The organism is Pseudomonas anguilliseptica (assembly GCF_900105355.1).
Classification (GTDB): Bacteria; Pseudomonadota; Gammaproteobacteria; order Pseudomonadales; family Pseudomonadaceae; genus Aquipseudomonas; species Aquipseudomonas anguilliseptica.
Genome location: NZ_FNSC01000001.1, coordinates 4,441,840 through 4,463,253, shown reverse-complemented (window position 1 = coordinate 4,463,253; position 21,414 = coordinate 4,441,840). Strand labels below are relative to the sequence as shown.

General features: G+C 58.5%; 3 protein-coding genes. 1 reads left to right on the top strand and 2 read right to left on the bottom strand.

Annotated elements, in window-relative coordinates; all coding sequences use genetic code 11:
* Positions 1 to 7: 7 nt before the first annotated feature.
* Both BLW24_RS21730 and BLW24_RS21725 read right to left on the bottom strand, forming a co-directional pair.
* The gene (locus BLW24_RS21730; protein ID WP_090386852.1) at positions 8 to 2,158 is read right to left on the bottom strand and encodes a type I secretion system permease/ATPase; all 2,151 of its coding nucleotides are present in this window, start codon (positions 2,156 to 2,158) and stop codon (positions 8 to 10) included.
* 32 nt (positions 2,159 to 2,190) lie between these two features.
* Entirely contained in the window at positions 2,191 to 3,546 is a 1,356-nt protein-coding gene (locus BLW24_RS21725; protein ID WP_090386850.1) for a TolC family outer membrane protein, read from the bottom strand.
* A gap of 437 nt (positions 3,547 to 3,983) precedes the next feature.
* On the opposite strand from BLW24_RS21725, the gene BLW24_RS21720 reads away from it, so the two are divergent.
* Positions 3,984 to 21,359, top strand: a complete 17,376-nt coding sequence (locus BLW24_RS21720; RefSeq protein ID WP_090386847.1) for a retention module-containing protein — start codon at positions 3,984 to 3,986, stop codon at positions 21,357 to 21,359.
* Positions 21,360 to 21,414 lie beyond the last annotated feature (55 nt).

The following is a 21,414-nucleotide window of genomic DNA, read 5'->3' as shown; positions in this document are numbered from 1 at the left end:
AGCGTTCCTATGCCGCTGCGGGGCCAACTCGACCTTTGCGTAGCGCTTCAATGACCGCTTCTTTAGGGCCGTCAGCAACAATATGGCCGTTATCCAGCACCACCAGGCGATCAACCAGGCTGAGCATGGAAGCGCGGTGCGTGATCAGTAGCATGGTTTTACCCTGGGCCCATGTTTGCAGGCGGTTACGCAGGATTTCCTCGCTGGTGTTGTCCATCGCACTAGTGGGTTCATCCAGCAGCAGAATGGGTGGGTCTAAAAGTAGGGCGCGGGCCAGTAGTACGGCTTGCCGTTGACCACCAGACAGCAGCTGCCCACGCTCGCCTACCGGGCGGTCAAAGCCCTGCGGATGTTGCCGGGCCAGGTCGACGACGCCAGTCAGTTCCGCCACTTCGAGCATGCGCGCATCGCTGACATAGCGTGCACCCAGCGTCAGGTTGTCGCGCAGGCTGCCAGCCAGAAGCGGTAAGTCGTGGGCTACGTAACCAATCTGATGGCGCAAGTCGGCCACGTCGAGCTGACGCAGGTCGAGGTTGTCCAGCAGGATCTGCCCTTTGCTGGGTGTGTAGAAGGCCATCACCAAGCGCGCCAAGGTGCTCTTGCCGGAGCCGCTGCGGCCGATGATGCCGATGCGTTCACCTGCTGTCAGGCGCAGGCTGACGCTTGCAAGCGCCGGGGTACTTTGTCCCGGGTAGCTGAATGTGACGTCGCGTACATCCAGTGCTCCGTGCAGTTGGGTGCGGTCCAGTGGGCGTTGTTTGGCCTGACGCTCCTGCGGCAAAGCCATCAGCGCATCGGTGCTGGTCATGGTCAGGCGCGCTTGCTGGTAGCGGGTGATCAGTCCGGCAATCTGCCCAAGCGGCGCGAGAATGCGGCTGCCCAGCATGTAGCAGGCCACCAGCGCGCCAACGCTGAGCTGCCCGGCGATGATGATGTAAACCCCTGCGACGATGGTGGCCATGCCGGCGAACTGTTGCAGAAACAGCGTGCCGTTGGTGGCGATGGCCGCCAGCGAACGGGCGTGTATATCCAGGCGGGTGAGGGCACCGTGGGTTTTCTCCCACTGGTGCTGGCGTTCGCTTTCCGCGCTGCAGGCTTTCAGGGTTTCCAGACCGCCGAGGGTCTCGATTAACAGTGCTTGGCGTTGTGAGGCCAGTTGCAGGCTTTTTTCCACGGTGTCGCGCAGGCGTGCCTGGATGATAAAGGCGAACAGTGCGGTAAGTGGAAAGGCCAGCAGGGGGATAACCACCAGCCAGCCTCCGATCAGCCAGATGACCGCGATCATCAGAAACGAGAAGGGCAGGTCGATCAGGCTGGTGAGGGTCACGGCTGTGAGAAATTCGCGCAGGCCCTGGAAGTCATGAATGCTTTGGGCAAAGCCGCCTATGGTGGCCGGGCGGGCCGTCATCGACATGCCAGTGATGCGTTCGAATAAGGTGGCCGACAGCACCACATCGGTTTTCTTACCTGCAGTATCAAGCAAGTGTGAGCGCAGGATTTTCAGTAACAGCTCGAAGCCCATGCCGATAAACAAGCCGATGGCCAGTACCCAGAGGGTTGAGGTGGCCTGGTTGGGTACGACGCGGTCATAGGTTTGCATGACGAACAGCGGCACCATCAGGCCGAGCAGGTTGATCAGCAGGCTGGCGAGGATGGCATCGGTGTACAGCCAGCGTGACAGCTTCAGGGTGTCGCGAAACCAGGCCTCGATGCGCGGTACGAGTGGTGAACGTGCTTCTTCCAGCTCATGCCGTGGGCGGGCAAAGAAGGCTTGGCCGCTATACTCACTGGCCAGTTGTTCACGGTTTACCCACTGCTCGCCGCCGTCGGCTTCGCAGGGCAGTATCTGCGCCTGGTTTTTCGGGCCCCATTGACGCAGCACAGCGCTACGGCCGTTTTTCAACAGCAGCAGTACAGGAAGGTTGAGGGTTGAAATGCTGGCCAGATCGCGTTGCAGCAAACGCCCTTGCAAACCCGCCCGCGCCGCAGCGCGGGGTAGCAACTCGGCAGTAAGACGCTGCTCTGGCAACGGCAGGCCTGCACTCAAGCTGCCACGGCTGGCTGAGCAGCCGTGGAGTTTGCAAAGTATCAACAAGCCATCAAGCAGCGGGTCGTCATGGTTGAGACGCGGATCGCTGGATGACCCCGGCCGTTCCATGGTGGTCAAGGTGTACTACTCCTTATGCCGGTTTACTTCATGTCCGGCAGACGGGCCTCGCTCTTCACTTCGGTGAGGGCTACAGCTTCTGCCGGTACGACCACTTGTTGCTGACGCAACAAGTCACCCATCGCTGCGGTTACCCGATACATCGAGAACTCTTCACTAAAGCGCACTTCGCTGTAACGGCGGTTGGCGGTAAAGAGTTCGTTTTCACTGTCCAGCAAGTCGAGCAGTGTGCGTTGGCCCAGGCTGAATTGCTGTTGATAGGCTTCGCGAACACGCGCGGTGTAATCCGCGTAATCACGCGCTTTTGGCGTTTGCAGTCGGGCGTTTTCCATGGCATTCCAGGCCAGGGAGAGGTTCTCGTTGAGTACGCGCAGGGCGTTGTTGCGGATGTCCATCGACTCATTGATCTGGTGGGCAGTCGATTGCAGGCGCGCCTTGTCGCGCATACCGTTGAACAGGTTGTAGTTCATTACAACGGCCGCACGCCAACCGTTGTTATGACCTTCATCGCCCTGGGTGTTGTTGTCGGCATTGGTGGCCAGCTCAAGATCCACGCGCGGATAGAAGGTCGATTTGGCGACCTCGTATTGTTTTTCGGCCGCTTGCACATCGGACTGTGCGGATTTCAGGAAGGGGTTGTTGTCCATTACCGCCTGCCGAGCGTCGGTGAGATTTTCCGGCAATGAGCCTTTCAGTGAGGCTGGGGAGGCCAGCTCGTCGGGCATACGGCCAACGGCACTGAAGAAGTTGGCTTCGGCATCAGCCAGGTTTACCTGCTCGGTATAAAGGTTGTTCTCCGCCAGCGCCAAACGCGCTTCGGATTGGTCAAGGTCTGCCGTACTGCCAACGCCTTGTTGGCTGCGCAGGCTGATCTGATCATGAATACGTTGGTGAGCCTGAAAGTTGTTGCGTGCGAGTTCGACCATTTCGCGGCGCATCAGCAGGTCCAGATAGACCTCAACGGTACGCAGGGCCAGACTTTCCGAGGTGCCGAGCAAGCGGTAAGCGCGGGAGTTCACTACGGCTTTGGTGCGCGCTACTTCATTGGGTGTATTAAAGCCATCAAAGATCATCTGCCGCAGGCGCAGCTCAGAGGTTCCGTAGTTCAGGGTTTCAGTGTTGTGGTTGCCCAGTGCTCGGGTGCTGGGGCTGTCGGTATTTTCGCGACCATAACCCATCAGCAGGTCGACGGTTGGCAGATAACCGCCTTTAGCAATCTTGACTTCTTCATCCGATGAAAGGCGGCTGTTTGCCCCGGCATGAACCTCAGGGTGGTTGTCCAACGTGCTCTGGATCGCCTCCGACAAGGTAATGCCTTGTGCCTGGATACAGACCGCCGCCAGCACGATACTGCTCCATAAAGGGTTGAGTGCGCGCATCTGGTAACTCTCCTTATGAGATTCTCTAAATCCAGTCGCCAAAAAAATGGCTTGTCCATCTTGTGGATTACTCTCAGCCTGTAAAATCACAGCTAAGAACAGTTTCAAGCGTAGCTAAGAAAAAATAGTTACAAGGCCTATAAGGAAAAAATCTTATGCAGCCTGCGAAAAACAGCACATTGTTTCCATTCAGAAGCTGCGCATTTCGTGCCGTTAGGTGGCGTGCGTAGCTAAAACAGATGGTCAAATGCAAATAGGGGCGGGATTTTTCTGGTGTGGTGGGCGACGCGGGTCAGGGTGACAGTTTTTTGTCGTTTTTGTTTTTGAGTGTGACGTCGTTGTAATCAGCCAGTGGCTTTGTTCTCTCCTTGAAAGGTATTCAGACCTTTTTGGCATACGTGTCGGCGGTGGTCGGCAGTTGTAGTGAGGATGGAGTCATGGCTACTTTGATTGGTGTCGTCAGCCAAGTTATCGGCGAAGTCTATGCGGTAGCTGGCGACGGAACGCGTCGGCCACTCAGTGAAGGCGATCGAGTTTTTGCGGGGGAACAAATCGTTACTGGCGCCGCAGGATCTATTGCGGTTGCCATGAGCAATGGGCAACAACTCACCTTGGGCCGCGATAGCAGCCTGAATCTCACCGAGCAAATGCTCGCAGGCAATTCCAACCAACAAGCGCCTACAGCTGAGACGCCTCCGGCAGCGCCGAGTGATGGCGACTTGACCGATGTTGAGCAATTGCAGGCCGCCATTGAAGCAGGTGTCGACCCGACCCTTGAAGGTGAAGCAACTGCAGCGGGCCCAGGTGCGGGTGGCGCAGGTGGCGCGGGAGGCGGTCACTCGTTTGTACTGCTGGGTGAAACTGGCGGCGCGCTTGATCCGATCATTGGCTTCCCGACCGAAGGGCTGAACACTGGGCCGGAGTTTCCCGATCCTGAACCGGTGGTAAGTGATGAGGCGCCGGATGCTCCGGATTTCACTCCAGTTATAGATATCGAATACGAAGACGGTAGCGGTACGTTGATTGCCGGCCCAGCAATCGTGGATGAAGAGGGCCTGGCTGACGGGACCAATCCTGCCAGTAATTCTGATCAGGCCAGTGGCGCCATCGTTATCAATTCTCCAGATGGTGTGTCTGCACTGGAAGTTCAGGATGTCAACGGCGACTGGATAAATGTAACCGGCGGCGGTGTGGTTCAAGGGCAGTACGGCATTCTGACTGTGGATGCGGCCGGCAACTGGACTTATACCCTCACCAGTAACACCTTTGATCACACGAACCCTAATGCAACAGGGGCTGCTGACCAAGTTGGCGAAAGCTTCCCTGTGCGGATGTTCGACCTAGACGGTGACGTCTCGCCTACTGTGTTTATTGATGTTTTGGTAAATGACGACGGGCCCATTCTCGCCGAAGGTGAGGACGCCTTGGTCTCTGCCATCGTCGATGAGGACGAAACCTCTGATGGCATCAGTGATGGCGATGCAATTACCAACGTGGCCTCCGGCGGCCCAGGCACCCTGAGTGCACAGGTCAATTTCGGTGCCGATGGTGTCGGTAGCTTCGGCCTTTCTGGTAGCCCTAGCGCCATTGCCAGTCTTGAGGCTCAGGGCCTTGCTTCCGGCGGCACTGCTCTTAGCTTTAGCGTAATCGGCGGTGTGCTAACCGCTTCGGCGGGGGCTGAGACCATCTTCACTTTGGAGGTGGGTGGCGATGGCAGTTTCACCTTCACTCTGGTCGGTCAACTCGATCACCCGCTCGCTGATGGCAATGACGACGAGTTGCTGGAGCTGGCGATTGATTTCTCTGGTGTATTGGCGGCCGTCGATGGCGATGGTGACTCGGTTGGCAGTTTTAACGCTGGCAGCTTTGTGATTGATGTTGAAGATGATGTACCGCAGCTGGCACATGGCGATGAGCAAGAGTTCATTCGTGTACTTGGCAGCGTTCAGGAAGACGCGCTGACCACGGGAGCCGGCGCGCCCCATGATGGCAATCCAGAAGGTGGGCAGAGCACCACCGCCAGTGGCCCGGCAGGAACCTTGTCGGCCCTGGTCAGCTTTGGCGCAGATGGCCCTGGCAGCTTTGGTCTGTCCAGCGATGTCAGCTCTATGAACGTGCAGGCGCTGACTTCTGGCGGTGTCGCATTGACTTACGCCGTAGTTGGCAATGTGCTGACCGCCACGGCGGGTGCTGACACTATCTTCACCCTGACGGTGAACGCTGATGGCAGCTACGAGTTTGTACTCAGCGGTCCAATCGATCATCCGGACATGGACGGCAATGACAGCGAAGATCTGCCAGGTGTAGGTGTCGACTTCTCCGGTGTGTTGACTGCCACCGACGGCGATGGCGACCCTCTGGTGGGTGGCTTCCCAGCCGGCAGTTTTGCGATTGATATTGAAGATGATGTACCGCAACTGGCACGTGGAGATGAGCAAGAGTTCATTCGTGTACTTGGCAGCGTTCAGGAAGACGCGCTGACCACGGGAGCCGGCGCGCCCCATGATGGCAATCCAGAAGGTGGGCAGAGCACCACCGCCAGTGGCCCGGCAGGAACCTTGTCGGCCCTGGTCAGCTTTGGCGCAGATGGCCCTGGCAGCTTTGGTCTGTCCAGCGATGTCAGCTCTATGAACGTGCAGGCGCTGACTTCTGGCGGTGTCGCATTGACTTACGCCGTAGTTGGCAATGTGCTGACCGCCACGGCGGGTGCTGACACTATCTTCACCCTGACGGTGAACGCTGATGGCAGCTACGAGTTTGTACTCAGCGGTCCAATCGATCATCCGGACATGGACGGCAATGACAGCGAAGATCTGCCAGGTGTAGGTGTCGACTTCTCCGGTGTGTTGACTGCCACCGACGGCGATGGCGACCCTCTGGTGGGTGGCTTCCCAGCCGGCAGTTTTGCGATTGATATTGAAGATGATGTACCGCAACTGGCACGTGGAGATGAGCAAGAGTTCATTCGTGTACTTGGCAGCGTTCAGGAAGACGCGCTGACCACGGGAGCCGGCGCGCCCCATGATGGCAATCCAGAAGGTGGGCAGAGCACCACCGCCAGTGGCCCGGCAGGAACCTTGTCGGCCCTGGTCAGCTTTGGCGCAGATGGCCCTGGCAGCTTTGGTCTGTCCAGCGATGTCAGCTCTATGAACGTGCAGGCGCTGACTTCTGGCGGTGTCGCATTGACTTACGCCGTAGTTGGCAATGTGCTGACCGCCACGGCGGGTGCTGACACTATCTTCACCCTGACGGTGAACGCTGATGGCAGCTACGAGTTTGTACTCAGCGGTCCAATCGATCATCCGGACATGGACGGCAATGACAGCGAAGATCTGCCAGGTGTAGGTGTCGACTTCTCCGGTGTGTTGACTGCCACCGACGGCGATGGCGACCCTCTGGTGGGTGGCTTCCCAGCCGGCAGTTTTGCGATTGATATTGAAGATGATGTACCGCAACTGGCACGTGGAGATGAGCAAGAGTTCATTCGTGTACTTGGCAGCGTTCAGGAAGACGCGCTGACCACGGGAGCCGGCGCGCCCCATGATGGCAATCCAGAAGGTGGGCAGAGCACCACCGCCAGTGGCCCGGCAGGAACCTTGTCGGCCCTGGTCAGCTTTGGCGCAGATGGCCCTGGCAGCTTTGGTCTGTCCAGCGATGTCAGCTCTATGAACGTGCAGGCGCTGACTTCTGGCGGTGTCGCATTGACTTACGCCGTAGTTGGCAATGTGCTGACCGCCACGGCGGGTGCTGACACTATCTTCACCCTGACGGTGAACGCTGATGGCAGCTACGAGTTTGTACTCAGCGGTCCAATCGATCATCCGGACATGGACGGCAATGACAGCGAAGATCTGCCAGGTGTAGGTGTCGACTTCTCCGGTGTGTTGACTGCCACCGACGGCGATGGCGACCCTCTGGTGGGTGGCTTCCCAGCCGGCAGTTTTGCGATTGATATTGAAGATGATGTACCGCAACTGGCACGTGGAGATGAGCAAGAGTTCATTCGTGTACTTGGCAGCGTTCAGGAAGACGCGCTGACCACGGGAGCCGGCGCGCCCCATGATGGCAATCCAGAAGGTGGGCAGAGCACCACCGCCAGTGGCCCGGCAGGAACCTTGTCGGCCCTGGTCAGCTTTGGCGCAGATGGCCCTGGCAGCTTTGGTCTGTCCAGCGATGTCAGCTCTATGAACGTGCAGGCGCTGACTTCTGGCGGTGTCGCATTGACTTACGCCGTAGTTGGCAATGTGCTGACCGCCACGGCGGGTGCTGACACTATCTTCACCCTGACGGTGAACGCTGATGGCAGCTACGAGTTTGTACTCAGCGGTCCAATCGATCATCCGGACATGGACGGCAATGACAGCGAAGATCTGCCAGGTGTAGGTGTCGACTTCTCCGGTGTGTTGACTGCCACCGACGGCGATGGCGACCCTCTGGTGGGTGGCTTCCCAGCCGGCAGTTTTGCGATTGATATTGAAGATGATGTACCGCAACTGGCACGTGGAGATGAGCAAGAGTTCATTCGTGTACTTGGCAGCGTTCAGGAAGACGCGCTGACCACGGGAGCCGGCGCGCCCCATGATGGCAATCCAGAAGGTGGGCAGAGCACCACCGCCAGTGGCCCGGCAGGAACCTTGTCGGCCCTGGTCAGCTTTGGCGCAGATGGCCCTGGCAGCTTTGGTCTGTCCAGCGATGTCAGCTCTATGAACGTGCAGGCGCTGACTTCTGGCGGTGTCGCATTGACTTACGCCGTAGTTGGCAATGTGCTGACCGCCACGGCGGGTGCTGACACTATCTTCACCCTGACGGTGAACGCTGATGGCAGCTACGAGTTTGTACTCAGCGGTCCAATCGATCATCCGGACATGGACGGCAATGACAGCGAAGATCTGCCAGGTGTAGGTGTCGACTTCTCCGGTGTGTTGACTGCCACCGACGGCGATGGCGACCCTCTGGTGGGTGGCTTCCCAGCCGGCAGTTTTGCGATTGATATTGAAGATGATGTACCGCAACTGGCACGTGGAGATGAGCAAGAGTTCATTCGTGTACTTGGCAGCGTTCAGGAAGACGCGCTGACCACGGGAGCCGGCGCGCCCCATGATGGCAATCCAGAAGGTGGGCAGAGCACCACCGCCAGTGGCCCGGCAGGAACCTTGTCGGCCCTGGTCAGCTTTGGCGCAGATGGCCCTGGCAGCTTTGGTCTGTCCAGCGATGTCAGCTCTATGAACGTGCAGGCGCTGACTTCTGGCGGTGTCGCATTGACTTACGCCGTAGTTGGCAATGTGCTGACCGCCACGGCGGGTGCTGACACTATCTTCACCCTGACGGTGAACGCTGATGGCAGCTACGAGTTTGTACTCAGCGGTCCAATCGATCATCCGGACATGGACGGCAATGACAGCGAAGATCTGCCAGGTGTAGGTGTCGACTTCTCCGGTGTGTTGACTGCCACCGACGGCGATGGCGACCCTCTGGTGGGTGGCTTCCCAGCCGGCAGTTTTGCGATTGATATTGAAGATGATGTACCGCAACTGGCACGTGGAGATGAGCAAGAGTTCATTCGTGTACTTGGCAGCGTTCAGGAAGACGCGCTGACCACGGGAGCCGGCGCGCCCCATGATGGCAATCCAGAAGGTGGGCAGAGCACCACCGCCAGTGGCCCGGCAGGAACCTTGTCGGCCCTGGTCAGCTTTGGCGCAGATGGCCCTGGCAGCTTTGGTCTGTCCAGCGATGTCAGCTCTATGAACGTGCAGGCGCTGACTTCTGGCGGTGTCGCATTGACTTACGCCGTAGTTGGCAATGTGCTGACCGCCACGGCGGGTGCTGACACTATCTTCACCCTGACGGTGAACGCTGATGGCAGCTACGAGTTTGTACTCAGCGGTCCAATCGATCATCCGGACATGGACGGCAATGACAGCGAAGATCTGCCAGGTGTAGGTGTCGACTTCTCCGGTGTGTTGACTGCCACCGACGGCGATGGCGACCCTCTGGTGGGTGGCTTCCCAGCCGGCAGTTTTGCGATTGATATTGAAGATGATGTACCGCAACTGGCACGTGGAGATGAGCAAGAGTTCATTCGTGTACTTGGCAGCGTTCAGGAAGACGCGCTGACCACGGGAGCCGGCGCGCCCCATGATGGCAATCCAGAAGGTGGGCAGAGCACCACCGCCAGTGGCCCGGCAGGAACCTTGTCGGCCCTGGTCAGCTTTGGCGCAGATGGCCCTGGCAGCTTTGGTCTGTCCAGCGATGTCAGCTCTATGAACGTGCAGGCGCTGACTTCTGGCGGTGTCGCATTGACTTACGCCGTAGTTGGCAATGTGCTGACCGCCACGGCGGGTGCTGACACTATCTTCACCCTGACGGTGAACGCTGATGGCAGCTACGAGTTTGTACTCAGCGGTCCAATCGATCATCCGGACATGGACGGCAATGACAGCGAAGATCTGCCAGGTGTAGGTGTCGACTTCTCCGGTGTGTTGACTGCCACCGACGGCGATGGCGACCCTCTGGTGGGTGGCTTCCCAGCCGGCAGTTTTGCGATTGATATTGAAGATGATGTACCGCAACTGGCACGTGGAGATGAGCAAGAGTTCATTCGTGTACTTGGCAGCGTTCAGGAAGACGCGCTGACCACGGGAGCCGGCGCGCCCCATGATGGCAATCCAGAAGGTGGGCAGAGCACCACCGCCAGTGGCCCGGCAGGAACCTTGTCGGCCCTGGTCAGCTTTGGCGCAGATGGCCCTGGCAGCTTTGGTCTGTCCAGCGATGTCAGCTCTATGAACGTGCAGGCGCTGACTTCTGGCGGTGTCGCATTGACTTACGCCGTAGTTGGCAATGTGCTGACCGCCACGGCGGGTGCTGACACTATCTTCACCCTGACGGTGAACGCTGATGGCAGCTACGAGTTTGTACTCAGCGGTCCAATCGATCATCCGGACATGGACGGCAATGACAGCGAAGATCTGCCAGGTGTAGGTGTCGACTTCTCCGGTGTGTTGACTGCCACCGACGGCGATGGCGACCCTCTGGTGGGTGGCTTCCCAGCCGGCAGTTTTGCGATTGATATTGAAGATGATGTACCGCAACTGGCACGTGGAGATGAGCAAGAGTTCATTCGTGTACTTGGCAGCGTTCAGGAAGACGCGCTGACCACGGGAGCCGGCGCGCCCCATGATGGCAATCCAGAAGGTGGGCAGAGCACCACCGCCAGTGGCCCGGCAGGAACCTTGTCGGCCCTGGTCAGCTTTGGCGCAGATGGCCCTGGCAGCTTTGGTCTGTCCAGCGATGTCAGCTCTATGAACGTGCAGGCGCTGACTTCTGGCGGTGTCGCATTGACTTACGCCGTAGTTGGCAATGTGCTGACCGCCACGGCGGGTGCTGACACTATCTTCACCCTGACGGTGAACGCTGATGGCAGCTACGAGTTTGTACTCAGCGGTCCAATCGATCATCCGGACATGGACGGCAATGACAGCGAAGATCTGCCAGGTGTAGGTGTCGACTTCTCCGGTGTGTTGACTGCCACCGACGGCGATGGCGACCCTCTGGTGGGTGGCTTCCCAGCCGGCAGTTTTGCGATTGATATTGAAGATGATGTACCGCAACTGGCACGTGGAGATGAGCAAGAGTTCATTCGTGTACTTGGCAGCGTTCAGGAAGACGCGCTGACCACGGGAGCCGGCGCGCCCCATGATGGCAATCCAGAAGGTGGGCAGAGCACCACCGCCAGTGGCCCGGCAGGAACCTTGTCGGCCCTGGTCAGCTTTGGCGCAGATGGCCCTGGCAGCTTTGGTCTGTCCAGCGATGTCAGCTCTATGAACGTGCAGGCGCTGACTTCTGGCGGTGTCGCATTGACTTACGCCGTAGTTGGCAATGTGCTGACCGCCACGGCGGGTGCTGACACTATCTTCACCCTGACGGTGAACGCTGATGGCAGCTACGAGTTTGTACTCAGCGGTCCAATCGATCATCCGGACATGGACGGCAATGACAGCGAAGATCTGCCAGGTGTAGGTGTCGACTTCTCCGGTGTGTTGACTGCCACCGACGGCGATGGCGACCCTCTGGTGGGTGGCTTCCCAGCCGGCAGTTTTGCGATTGATATTGAAGATGATGTACCGCAACTGGCACGTGGAGATGAGCAAGAGTTCATTCGTGTACTTGGCAGCGTTCAGGAAGACGCGCTGACCACGGGAGCCGGCGCGCCCCATGATGGCAATCCAGAAGGTGGGCAGAGCACCACCGCCAGTGGCCCGGCAGGAACCTTGTCGGCCCTGGTCAGCTTTGGCGCAGATGGCCCTGGCAGCTTTGGTCTGTCCAGCGATGTCAGCTCTATGAACGTGCAGGCGCTGACTTCTGGCGGTGTCGCATTGACTTACGCCGTAGTTGGCAATGTGCTGACCGCCACGGCGGGTGCTGACACTATCTTCACCCTGACGGTGAACGCTGATGGCAGCTACGAGTTTGTACTCAGCGGTCCAATCGATCATCCGGACATGGACGGCAATGACAGCGAAGATCTGCCAGGTGTAGGTGTCGACTTCTCCGGTGTGTTGACTGCCACCGACGGCGATGGCGACCCTCTGGTGGGTGGCTTCCCAGCCGGCAGTTTTGCGATTGATATTGAAGATGATGTACCGCAACTGGCACGTGGAGATGAGCAAGAGTTCATTCGTGTACTTGGCAGCGTTCAGGAAGACGCGCTGACCACGGGAGCCGGCGCGCCCCATGATGGCAATCCAGAAGGTGGGCAGAGCACCACCGCCAGTGGCCCGGCAGGAACCTTGTCGGCCCTGGTCAGCTTTGGCGCAGATGGCCCTGGCAGCTTTGGTCTGTCCAGCGATGTCAGCTCTATGAACGTGCAGGCGCTGACTTCTGGCGGTGTCGCATTGACTTACGCCGTAGTTGGCAATGTGCTGACCGCCACGGCGGGTGCTGACACTATCTTCACCCTGACGGTGAACGCTGATGGCAGCTACGAGTTTGTACTCAGCGGTCCAATCGATCATCCGGACATGGACGGCAATGACAGCGAAGATCTGCCAGGTGTAGGTGTCGACTTCTCCGGTGTGTTGACTGCCACCGACGGCGATGGCGACCCTCTGGTGGGTGGCTTCCCAGCCGGCAGTTTTGCGATTGATATTGAAGATGATGTACCGCAACTGGCACGTGGAGATGAGCAAGAGTTCATTCGTGTACTTGGCAGCGTTCAGGAAGACGCGCTGACCACGGGAGCCGGCGCGCCCCATGATGGCAATCCAGAAGGTGGGCAGAGCACCACCGCCAGTGGCCCGGCAGGAACCTTGTCGGCCCTGGTCAGCTTTGGCGCAGATGGCCCTGGCAGCTTTGGTCTGTCCAGCGATGTCAGCTCTATGAACGTGCAGGCGCTGACTTCTGGCGGTGTCGCATTGACTTACGCCGTAGTTGGCAATGTGCTGACCGCCACGGCGGGTGCTGACACTATCTTCACCCTGACGGTGAACGCTGATGGCAGCTACGAGTTTGTACTCAGCGGTCCAATCGATCATCCGGACATGGACGGCAATGACAGCGAAGATCTGCCAGGTGTAGGTGTCGACTTCTCCGGTGTGTTGACTGCCACCGACGGCGATGGCGACCCTCTGGTGGGTGGCTTCCCAGCCGGCAGTTTTGCGATTGATATTGAAGATGATGTACCGCAACTGGCACGTGGAGATGAGCAAGAGTTCATTCGTGTACTTGGCAGCGTTCAGGAAGACGCGCTGACCACGGGAGCCGGCGCGCCCCATGATGGCAATCCAGAAGGTGGGCAGAGCACCACCGCCAGTGGCCCGGCAGGAACCTTGTCGGCCCTGGTCAGCTTTGGCGCAGATGGCCCTGGCAGCTTTGGTCTGTCCAGCGATGTCAGCTCTATGAACGTGCAGGCGCTGACTTCTGGCGGTGTCGCATTGACTTACGCCGTAGTTGGCAATGTGCTGACCGCCACGGCGGGTGCTGACACTATCTTCACCCTGACGGTGAACGCTGATGGCAGCTACGAGTTTGTACTCAGCGGTCCAATCGATCATCCGGACATGGACGGCAATGACAGCGAAGATCTGCCAGGTGTAGGTGTCGACTTCTCCGGTGTGTTGACTGCCACCGACGGCGATGGCGACCCTCTGGTGGGTGGCTTCCCAGCCGGCAGTTTTGCGATTGATATTGAAGATGATGTACCGCAACTGGCACGTGGAGATGAGCAAGAGTTCATTCGTGTACTTGGCAGCGTTCAGGAAGACGCGCTGACCACGGGAGCCGGCGCGCCCCATGATGGCAATCCAGAAGGTGGGCAGAGCACCACCGCCAGTGGCCCGGCAGGAACCTTGTCGGCCCTGGTCAGCTTTGGCGCAGATGGCCCTGGCAGCTTTGGTCTGTCCAGCGATGTCAGCTCTATGAACGTGCAGGCGCTGACTTCTGGCGGTGTCGCATTGACTTACGCCGTAGTTGGCAATGTGCTGACCGCCACGGCGGGTGCTGACACTATCTTCACCCTGACGGTGAACGCTGATGGCAGCTACGAGTTTGTACTCAGCGGTCCAATCGATCATCCGGACATGGACGGCAATGACAGCGAAGATCTGCCAGGTGTAGGTGTCGACTTCTCCGGTGTGTTGACTGCCACCGACGGCGATGGCGACCCTCTGGTGGGTGGCTTCCCAGCCGGCAGTTTTGCGATTGATATTGAAGATGATGTACCGCAACTGGCACGTGGAGATGAGCAAGAGTTCATTCGTGTACTTGGCAGCGTTCAGGAAGACGCGCTGACCACGGGAGCCGGCGCGCCCCATGATGGCAATCCAGAAGGTGGGCAGAGCACCACCGCCAGTGGCCCGGCAGGAACCTTGTCGGCCCTGGTCAGCTTTGGCGCAGATGGCCCTGGCAGCTTTGGTCTGTCCAGCGATGTCAGCTCTATGAACGTGCAGGCGCTGACTTCTGGCGGTGTCGCATTGACTTACGCCGTAGTTGGCAATGTGCTGACCGCCACGGCGGGTGCTGACACTATCTTCACCCTGACGGTGAACGCTGATGGCAGCTACGAGTTTGTACTCAGCGGTCCAATCGATCATCCGGACATGGACGGCAATGACAGCGAAGATCTGCCAGGTGTAGGTGTCGACTTCTCCGGTGTGTTGACTGCCACCGACGGCGATGGCGACCCTCTGGTGGGTGGCTTCCCAGCCGGCAGTTTTGCGATTGATATTGAAGATGATGTACCGCAACTGGCACGTGGAGATGAGCAAGAGTTCATTCGTGTACTTGGCAGCGTTCAGGAAGACGCGCTGACCACGGGAGCCGGCGCGCCCCATGATGGCAATCCAGAAGGTGGGCAGAGCACCACCGCCAGTGGCCCGGCAGGAACCTTGTCGGCCCTGGTCAGCTTTGGCGCAGATGGCCCTGGCAGCTTTGGTCTGTCCAGCGATGTCAGCTCTATGAACGTGCAGGCGCTGACTTCTGGCGGTGTCGCATTGACTTACGCCGTAGTTGGCAATGTGCTGACCGCCACGGCGGGTGCTGACACTATCTTCACCCTGACGGTGAACGCTGATGGCAGCTACGAGTTTGTACTCAGCGGTCCAATCGATCATCCGGACATGGACGGCAATGACAGCGAAGATCTGCCAGGTGTAGGTGTCGACTTCTCCGGTGTGTTGACTGCCACCGACGGCGATGGCGACCCTCTGGTGGGTGGCTTCCCAGCCGGCAGTTTTGCGATTGATATTGAAGATGATGTACCGCAACTGGCACGTGGAGATGAGCAAGAGTTCATTCGTGTACTTGGCAGCGTTCAGGAAGACGCGCTGACCACGGGAGCCGGCGCGCCCCATGATGGCAATCCAGAAGGTGGGCAGAGCACCACCGCCAGTGGCCCGGCAGGAACCTTGTCGGCCCTGGTCAGCTTTGGCGCAGATGGCCCTGGCAGCTTTGGTCTGTCCAGCGATGTCAGCTCTATGAACGTGCAGGCGCTGACTTCTGGCGGTGTCGCATTGACTTACGCCGTAGTTGGCAATGTGCTGACCGCCACGGCGGGTGCTGACACTATCTTCACCCTGACGGTGAACGCTGATGGCAGCTACGAGTTTGTACTCAGCGGTCCAATCGATCATCCGGACATGGACGGCAATGACAGCGAAGATCTGCCAGGTGTAGGTGTCGACTTCTCCGGTGTGTTGACTGCCACCGACGGCGATGGCGACCCTCTGGTGGGTGGCTTCCCAGCCGGCAGTTTTGCGATTGATATTGAAGATGATGTACCGCAACTGGCACGTGGAGATGAGCAAGAGTTCATTCGTGTACTTGGCAGCGTTCAGGAAGACGCGCTGACCACGGGAGCCGGCGCGCCCCATGATGGCAATCCAGAAGGTGGGCAGAGCACCACCGCCAGTGGCCCGGCAGGAACCTTGTCGGCCCTGGTCAGCTTTGGCGCAGATGGCCCTGGCAGCTTTGGTCTGTCCAGCGATGTCAGCTCTATGAACGTGCAGGCGCTGACTTCTGGCGGTGTCGCATTGACTTACGCCGTAGTTGGCAATGTGCTGACCGCCACGGCGGGTGCTGACACTATCTTCACCCTGACGGTGAACGCTGATGGCAGCTACGAGTTTGTACTCAGCGGTCCAATCGATCATCCGGACATGGACGGCAATGACAGCGAAGATCTGCCAGGTGTAGGTGTCGACTTCTCCGGTGTGTTGACTGCCACCGACGGCGATGGCGACCCTCTGGTGGGTGGCTTCCCAGCCGGCAGTTTTGCGATTGATATTGAAGATGATGTACCGCAACTGGCACGTGGAGATGAGCAAGAGTTCATTCGTGTACTTGGCAGCGTTCAGGAAGACGCGCTGACCACGGGAGCCGGCGCGCCCCATGATGGCAATCCAGAAGGTGGGCAGAGCACCACCGCCAGTGGCCCGGCAGGAACCTTGTCGGCCCTGGTCAGCTTTGGCGCAGATGGCCCTGGCAGCTTTGGTCTGTCCAGCGATGTCAGCTCTATGAACGTGCAGGCGCTGACTTCTGGCGGTGTCGCATTGACTTACGCCGTAGTTGGCAATGTGCTGACCGCCACGGCGGGTGCTGACACTATCTTCACCCTGACGGTGAACGCTGATGGCAGCTACGAGTTTGTACTCAGCGGTCCAATCGATCATCCGGACATGGACGGCAATGACAGCGAAGATCTGCCAGGTGTAGGTGTCGACTTCTCCGGTGTGTTGACTGCCACCGACGGCGATGGCGACCCTCTGGTGGGTGGCTTCCCAGCCGGCAGTTTTGCGATTGATATTGAAGATGATGTACCGCAACTGGCACGTGGAGATGAGCAAGAGTTCATTCGTGTACTTGGCAGCGTTCAGGAAGACGCGCTGACCACGGGAGCCGGCGCGCCCCATGATGGCAATCCAGAAGGTGGGCAGAGCACCACCGCCAGTGGCCCGGCAGGAACCTTGTCGGCCCTGGTCAGCTTTGGCGCAGATGGCCCTGGCAGCTTTGGTCTGTCCAGCGATGTCAGCTCTATGAACGTGCAGGCGCTGACTTCTGGCGGTGTCGCATTGACTTACGCCGTAGTTGGCAATGTGCTGACCGCCACGGCGGGTGCTGACACTATCTTCACCCTGACGGTGAACGCTGATGGCAGCTACGAGTTTGTACTCAGCGGTCCAATCGATCATCCGGACATGGACGGCAATGACAGCGAAGATCTGCCAGGTGTAGGTGTCGACTTCTCCGGTGTGTTGACTGCCACCGACGGCGATGGCGATCCTCTGGTGGGTGGCTTCCCAGCCGGCAGTTTTGCGATTGATATTGAAGATGATGTGCCGCTTGCGGCGACCGGGGAGGGTATCGCGGTTAGTGGCAGTGTGCAGGAAGATGCCTTGAGCACGGGGGCAGGTGCGCCCTACAACGGTAACCCTGAAGGTGGCCAAGTCACTGTCACCAGTGGCCTGGCAGGTTCGTTATTCAGCCTGGTCAGCTTCGGTGCGGACGGGCCTGGCGCCATGGGTCTGTCCTCGGATATGAGCTCTCTGGAAGCCCAAGCGTTGAGCTCCGAAGGCACACCTCTGAGCTACGAGGTAGTGGGTAACGTGCTGACCGCGACAGCCAACGGCAACACCATCTTCACTCTGACGGTGAACGGAGATGGCAGTTGGGAATTTGTGCTTGGCGGCCCGCTGGATCATGCGCTGCCGGGCAGCACCGACGATGATCAGTTGCTTGGCATGCCGATCGACTTCTCCGGCTTGATCACTGCTACCGATGGCGACGGTGACCCGCTGAACGGACTCAATCCAGGCAGCTTAGTGATTCAGGTGGAAGACGATGTGCCGGTTGCCATGCCACTGCAATACGACCAGGCACAGCAGCCGATTCCACTGGTTTCCGGGCAAGTCGATGAAGATGAATTGCCCGGTGGCATCGGTGATGGCGACGTCACTGGAACCACTACCAGTGCGCCTGACGGTACCCTCAATGCATTGGTCAACTTCGGTGCAGACGGAGCTGGTAGCTTTGGTCTGAGCGATGACCCGCTGGACATTGCAACGCTCGAAGCCCAAGGGCTGACTTCGGACGATACGCCACTGACTTTCTCGGTAGTGGGCAATGTGCTGACGGCCATGGCCGGTGTCGATCCAGTCTTCACCCTGAGCGTGATGGCAGGTGGCGGTTATTCCTTCGAGCTGCTCGGGTCGCTGGATCACCCGCTGCCCGGCAGTACCGACGATGATCAGTTGCTTGGCCTACCGATCGACTTTTCCGGCGTGCTGACCGCCACCGACGGTGATGGCGACCCGGTGGGCGGTTTCGCACCAGGCAGCTTTGTTATCAATGTCGAGGACGATGTGCCCGAGGCGCAGGACGACTACGCCGTGGCGGTGGCGGGAAAACCGCTCGACGTCAACGCGGTGTTCGTGCTGGATTTCAGCGGCAGCATTGATAACACCGAGCTGAACCAGATGCTGGAGGCCGTGCGTGCTGCGGCTCAGACGCTGTTCAGCGGTGCGTCCGGCGTCAATGTGCAGATCGTGGCTTTCTCCGGCACGGCTCTGTCCTACCCGGTGATCAGTGACTTCGCCAGTTTCTCTGCGCTGATCGACAGCATCAACCCGGATGATGGTGGAACCCGGCCGTTCAATGGCAATACCGATTTCACTGCTGCCATCGAACAAACCATGAGCGCCTACACGCCGATTCCAGGGTGGAGCAATCAGGTGTTCTTTATTAGCGGCGGCAATCCCAATGAGCAGTTGGGCACGGGAGGTAACTCCCTTGAGGACGACACCGCCAGCGACTGGGCGGACTTCATCAACACTAATGACCTCAACGTCACCACCATCGGCGTGGGTGGCGGTATCGACGAGGATCGGCTACAGGATGTCGACCTAGATGGTAGCGGCGCGCCGATTTTGGTAGGCGACTTCGATGATCTGATCGATACCCTGCGGGATGCGGTAATGCCCGACCCGGCCGAGGGCAATGTTCTGCTCGGCAGCGACGGTGTGGTTAGTGGCGACGACGATGCCTTCGGTGCCGACGGCCCCGGCCGCATAGCCTCCATCGAGATCAACGGTACCACTTACACCTGGGATGGTGTTCTGGATGGCGATCAGCAGTTAACCGACATAGCCACCGAGTGGGGCGGCACCCTGTCGTTCAACTTCGCTACCGGCGCATGGAGCTATCAGCCGCCGGCTCTGATCGAGGGCGACAAGCTCGAGAGCTTCCAGTACAGCATCCTCGACAAGGATGGTGACCCGTCGACAGCAACCCTGACGATCCATGTCGAAGATCCGGCACCGGTGATCGGCAAGGTCGACGAGGATGAGCTGCCTGGCGGTATTACCGACAACGATGCTCATACCACCACGGTCTCCGGCAGCCTGGCGGAACTGCAGGTAGGTACCAACTCCGGTCAGTTCAGCCTGGACAGCACTCCGACTGGCTTGCCAGCACTGACTTCCGGCGGAGTAGCCATCACCTACCACTTCTCCGGCAACATCATGACGGCGAAGGCTGGGTTGCAGGATATCTTCACCCTGGAGGTCGAAACAGACGGTGGCTACACCTTCACCCTGCTCGGGCCGCTGGATCATCCGGACGACAACAACGACGATAATGAAGTGATGACGCTGAATCTCACCGGAGCCCTCGCGGCTTCCGACGGGGTGAATCCGTTGCCGCTGGCCGGCAGCCTACTGATTCAGGTCGAGGACGATGTACCGATCGCTTTCACCCCGGTCACCGCACTGTTGGTCGACCAGGTCAATGACTCACGCTCGATTACTGCGGATCTACGTTTCGAGGCTTCGGCGGGGGGCGATGGTCCAGATGAGGTCAATTTCTCCATTGTGCAGGGCGCTGCTGCTCGGGATGCCAGTGGCAATCTATTGAGTCTTAATGGTCAGCAGCTCTACCTGTTCTATGGCAGTGACCAGTCCATTATCGAGGCCAAGACCAGCGCCAATGGAACTCTTGGTTATCGCATTGATATGGATGCCTCGACCGATAGCTACACGTTGACCACCTATGGCCCGATTGCCAACGGCTCAGAGGTTTCGGCCACAAATCAGACCGGTGTTGGCGGTGGTAACTCTGCCTTCAAAGGGCTGATCGACATGGGAGGGACAACGTTCGATGCTTTGTTGTCGAGCACCTCGGGACAGAGCATCAATTCCAATAGCACCGAAATTGGCATTAGCGATGGCAACAGCATCAAGAATGGTGAGCAGCTGCGTATCGATCTGGTCAATGGTCTGGCAACAGGAGGTGCCAATGGCACCGGCTTCACCTACACCAGCCACAACACCACCAATCGCTTCGCCCAGAAAATTGCCTGGGTTAGCCCTAGCGGTGCAGGGACCGCAACCTTCGTGATCTCTGTGCTGCTGGCCGATAATGACTACAACTTTATCGGCGATGCTTCAGGTGAAACCACTCGTAACCTGGCTACCAGTAATATCCGCATTTACGCCATTGAGGGCGGCGTAGAGGTGGATAAAACCAGTGAGGTTGGTCTCACTGATTTGGGTAATTCGATTCGTGTGACCGGGATGGAGGAAGGGTGGTGGTACGAAGTCAGCTCCACCAATAACTTCAGTGCTGTGCAGATTACTGGTGGCAGCGGTCAAACCTTCAAGTTGGGCTTCTTCGAGTATGAGCAGGCAAGCACTGGGCAGCCCATTAGCCTTTCCCACAATATTGTAGGTATTGATGGTGATGGGGACAGTGTAAGTAGCGTGCTGAGCGCTATGTTGGTCCCTGATTCGCTGTCGGTGGATGGTACTGCCGGCGTGGATAATCTGGTTGGTACCGCTGGAGTTGATTACCTCTTCGGCTTGGGGGATAACGATACGCTCAGTGGTTTAGCTGGCAACGATGTGCTGTCTGGTGGCGATGGTAATGACATCCTCATCGGTGGTCTGGGCAATGACATCCTTTCTGGCGGCGTGGGGGCGGATACCTTCCGCTGGCTGTCGGGCGATACCACTGGTGTCGACAAAGTGTTGGACTTCAATTTAAGCGAAGGCGACAAATTGGATCTCACCCAGCTGCTGATTGGTGAGTCCTACAACGCCGGATCGCTAGATGACTTCCTTAGCTTCTCGGTAGTTGATAACAGCACCATTATTGCGGTTAGCCCTACAGCAGGTGGTGCTGCAACCACAACCATTGAGTTGACAGGCTTTAATGTCGCTGTTGAGTATGGTGTGACTCCGGGCGGTGGCGGCATCATTTCTGGAGGTGCTGATACAGCCACAGTCATCAACGGGCTGCTGGGAGATAACGCCTTGCAGGTAGTGTGATGCTAGATTGATAGCCAATCTAAAGCCCGCAATCCTAACCAGATTGCGGGCTTTT